This window comes from Nakamurella leprariae, assembly GCF_016918035.1.
GTDB classification, from domain to species: Bacteria; Actinomycetota; Actinomycetes; order Mycobacteriales; family Nakamurellaceae; genus Nakamurella; species Nakamurella leprariae.
In genome coordinates this window covers 1-4,360 of the sequence record NZ_JAERWK010000013.1, presented here as the reverse complement: position 1 = coordinate 4,360, position 4,360 = coordinate 1, and the positions used below count along the sequence as shown (strand labels likewise).

Sequence of the window (4,360 nt, the reverse complement as noted above, 5' to 3'; positions counted from 1 at the left end):
GGCACTGACTATCGGTACACTGTTGAGTTCTCAAAGAACGGACACACACCCACTCAGCCCTTCCAGGCCTCGCCGGGGCAACCCGAACAACATTACCAGACCCGAACCACAGCGTCAAACCCGCTGCCGGCTCCGTCCTCCGCCGCACTTCCGGGCCCATGTGGGCGCCCGTCATCGACCTCCCCGGAGGAAGGCGATCTTCGGCTTCGGATCCCTCAGGCCTGCCAGGGGCTCCGGCCTCTCGGCCTCGCTCCCTGTCCGGTTCCCCGCGGGCTTCAGTAAGTTACGTCCAGATGACCGGCAGGGTCAAATCCGCTGTCCGGGCGCCGTCGCCCGCTACGTCCGCCCTGGTCAGGGCCGGTCGATCCGGGTTTCCAACACCCGTCCGCGCCGGACACCCATGGTGTGACCCCGGTCACTTCCGCCTTCCGAGCCGGTCGACAGGGGGCATCAGCGCTCCCCCACCAGCACACCGGCCACCATCCGGCGCCCACGGCGCAGCACCAGATACCGGCCGTGCAGGGAGTCGGCGATCCGCACCCGGCGTTCGGGGTCGCTGATGCGCTCGTTGTTCACGTTCGCGCCGCCCTCGGCCACGATCCGCCGCGCCTCCGACTGGGAGCCGGCCAGCCCGGCATCCCGCAGCAGCTGCAGCACAGTGCGCCCCTCATCGCCGAACTCCGCCGCCGGCACCGTCACCGCACCGGCCTCGCGGAGCGCCGCACCGAGCGTGGCCGCGTCCACCGCCCCCAGGTCGCCGCGCCCGAACAGCGCGGCGCTGGCCTCGACCGCGGCGGTCGCCGCGCCGGCTCCATGCACCAGCTCGGTCATCTCGGTGGCCAAGGCGCGCTGCGCCTCCCGCGCCTGCGGGCGATCGGCGGTCGCCGCGTCGAGCGCGGCCAGCTCCTCCAGTGACCGGAACGAGAACACCCGCAGGTAGCGCCCGACGTCCCGGTCGTCGGTGTTGACCCAGAACTGGTAGAAGGCGTAGGGGCTGGTCAGCTCGGCGTCGAGCCACACCGTGCCGGACTCCGTCTTGCCGAACTTGGTGCCGTCGGCCTTGGTGATGAGCGGCGTGGTCATGGCGTGCACGGCGGCCTGCGGCTCCACCTTGTGGATGAGCTCGGTGCCGCTGGTCAGGTTGCCCCACTGGTCGTTGCCACCGGTCTGCAGCGTGCACCCGTGGCGGCGGTACAGCTCGAGGTAGTCCATACCTTGCAGGATCTGGTAGCTGAACTCGGTGAAGGAGAGGCCGTCGGCGCTGCTCAACCGGGCCGACACGGTCTCCTTGGCCAGCATCCGGCCCATGCGGAAGTGCTTGCCGACGTCGCGGAGGAAGTCGATCGCCGACATCGGCGCGGTCCAGTCCAGGTTGTTGACCATCCGGGCGGCGTACCGGCCCTCGAAGTCCAGGTAGCGCTGCACCTGCGCGCGGATGCGGTCCACCCATCCGGCCACGGTCTCCGGGGTGTTGAGTACCCGCTCCCCCGACATCCGCGGATCGCCGATCAACCCGGTGGCCCCGCCGACCAGCGCCAACGGCAGATGCCCGGCCAGCTGCAGCCGCCGCATGGTGAGCAGTTGGACCAGGTTGCCGATGTGCAGGCTGGGCGCGGTGGGGTCGAACCCGCAGTAGTAGGTGATCGGGTCGCCGGCCAACGCGGTGGCCAGGGCGTCCGCACCGGTGGTCTGCGCGACCAGCCCGCGCAGCTCCAGCTCATCGAGCACAGAGGCGGGACGCTCACCGGGTGGCCGTACGTCACCGGCCGCCTCGGTCGGGACGGTCAGATCGGTCGGTTCTGCGGCACCCACACCACCATCCTCACACGCCCGCCACCTGGCGCGACCAGCGACGCGAGCCCGCGGATCGAGCGGCAGGCAACCGGCGCAAGCAGCCCGGAACGTAGACGTGACGGTCGGGCAACAGGGCGTTCCTAGCGTTGCGGACAACGCCCACCCGTCCCGAACCACTGAACTGGAGCGATCGCATGCCCGCAGCGCCCTTCCATCTCGGCTGGTTCGGCAGCTTCTCCCGAGGTGGCTTCGCCGGCCGCTGGGCCGGCACCGCCCCGGAGGCTTGGGCGAATGGCGACTACCACATCGAGATGGCGCGCCACCTCGAGCGGGCCGGGTTCGATTTCATGATGTTCGAGGACTCCGCCATGGTCTCGGACGTCTACGGCGGCTCGATGAACACCAACCTCAAGTACGGATCGCACGGACCGAAGCACGACCCGATGGCGGTCATCCCGGTGATCGCCAAGCTGACCAAGCACATCGGGCTGATCGGGACCGCGTCGACGACGTTCTACCCGCCGTTCATGCTGGCCCGGACCATGGCCACGCTGTCACACCTGTCCGGTGGCCGCACCGGCTGGAACATCGTCACCTCGAGCGAGGACAAGGCGGCGCAGAACTTCGGCATCGACCAGCTGCCGCCGCACGACGAGCGCTACGACCGGGCCGACGAGTACGTCGAGCTGATGAACCGGTTGCTCGAGTCGTGGGAACCGGACGCGGTGGTGCTGGACCGGGAGACCAACACCTACGTCGACGGCGACAAGGTCCACACCATCGACTTCGAGGGCAAGTACTACAAGTCCCGCGGCCCGCTGAACAGCTTGCCGCCGGTCGGTGGCCGACCGGTCTACTGCCAGGCCGGGTCCTCACCGCGCGGGCGCCGGTTCGCCGCCCAGAACGCCGACACGACATTAGTCTCACTCAACGGCATCGAGGACATGAAGCAGTACCGGGTGGACGTGCACCAGCACATGCGCGACGCCGGCCGGGATCCGTCGTCGCTCAAGATGATGTTCATCGTGGCACCGGTCATCGCCGACACCGTCGAGGAGGCGCACGCCCGCGCTGCGCGGAGCCGGCCCGACGTCGAGGAGATGCTCTGCACCCTGTCGGTGCTGACCGAGATCGACTTCGCCAAGTACGATCTCGATGCGCCGCTGGACATGGAGATGAGGACCAACGGTCACGCCGGGTACCTCAACCAGTTCAAGCAGTGGGCATCGGAAGGCCAGACGCTGCGCCAGGTGGCGGAATCCTTCTCGGTCTCCAGCATGCAGCTGGTCGGCACTCCGGACAGCATCGCCGCGCAGATGGACGAGGCCATGCAGGAGATCGGCGGCGACGGCTTCCTGATCACCGGCCTGGGCAATCGCAAGAACATCATCGAGGTCACCGAAGGCCTCGTCCCCGAGCTGCAGCGTCGCGGTCTGACCCGCACCGAGTACACGCACGACACGCTGCGGGAGAACCTGATGGCGTTCTGACGGCCGGGCGCGCCGTCTGGGTCGCAACCACTCCGAGCTCCCCGGCCGATCGGCCGGGGGCGCGGCCGCTCGGAGGACTCGGCGTCCGAACCCACGGCGAGGGTCGCGACGACACCCGGGGTGGACCGATCCGGCCGCTCAAGGGATGCTTCGCGTCATGAACGATGCCCCGCTGACAGCGCTGTCGGCCTCCGCCCGTCGACTCGGTTCCGTGATCGAACCGCTGACCGGCCAGGTGTACTTCTCCCCCGAGTGCCATCGCAACTACGAGGCGCTCGGCTTCGGGCCGAGCCCGTCGACCAACGCCGGCGTGGCCGCCCCCAACATGCAGGCCTACTTCACCAGCCGCGGATCCGTCATGGGTCAGGTGCCCGGCGAGGTGGTGACCGCCGCCTTCGGCGTGTTCAACCCGGAGATCGTCGTGCCCGCGGTCGCGTACGGGTGGAAGACCACCGACGCGGCGACGATCTGCGCGGCGCGCGACGACGGCGCGATCGGGCAGTTGACCCGACTGCTCGGCGCCGAGCCCGAGGGCATCGACCGCGCCAACGAGCTGCTCGCCCGCGCGGTCGAGCCGCTGCGGCCCGAGGGACACCCGCTGTACGCCGGGCTCCGGTCGCTGCCGGTGCCGCCGTCCAAGATGGGCACCCTGTTCCGGCTGGCCGACATGCTGCGCGAGTACCGCGGCGACTGCCACACCGCGGCCTGGATCACCGCCGGGCTGAACGCCACCCACATCGGCCTGATCAGCGAGCTCTACTGGGGCATGCCGCCACGCAGCTACAGCCGCAGCCGCGGGTGGACCGACGAGCAGTTCGACGTCGCCGAGCAGCAGCTGCGCAGCCGCGGCATCCTCGACGCCGACGGGACCGGACTGACCGACGCCGGCCGGGAGTTCCGCGAGGCCATCGAGGTCACCACCGACGAGCAGATGCGGCCCGCCATCGACGCGCTCGGCGATGACGCCGAGGAGCTGTACGCCCTGCTGGCGCCGTGGGGAGCGGCCGTGGGGGGCGGCCCCCGCGACCCCCAGGGCCGGCCCCCCCCCCCGGGCCCGGGGGCCCCCGGGCCGGCCG

The 4,360-nt window shown here is 70.1% G+C and carries 3 protein-coding genes; 2 read left to right on the top strand and 1 reads right to left on the bottom strand.

Annotated elements, in window-relative coordinates:
• Positions 1-450 precede the first annotated feature (450 nt).
• Positions 451-1,728: a tyrosine--tRNA ligase gene (gene tyrS, locus JL106_RS10930; RefSeq protein WP_407940146.1), complete on the bottom strand. Its 1,278-nt coding sequence runs from the start codon at positions 1,726-1,728 to the stop codon at positions 451-453.
• 260 nt (positions 1,729-1,988) lie between these two features.
• Between tyrS and JL106_RS10925 the strand changes: the two genes are divergently transcribed.
• Together JL106_RS10925 and JL106_RS10920 are read left to right on the top strand one after the other, a co-directional pair.
• Positions 1,989-3,284 (top strand): NtaA/DmoA family FMN-dependent monooxygenase, encoded by a 1,296-nt coding sequence (locus tag JL106_RS10925; protein WP_205260757.1) that lies wholly within the window; start codon positions 1,989-1,991, stop codon positions 3,282-3,284.
• A gap of 157 nt (positions 3,285-3,441) precedes the next feature.
• Positions 3,442-4,360, top strand: a 919-nt coding sequence (locus JL106_RS10920) for an SCO6745 family protein (RefSeq protein ID WP_407940145.1), incomplete at its 3' end; no start/stop codon positions are given.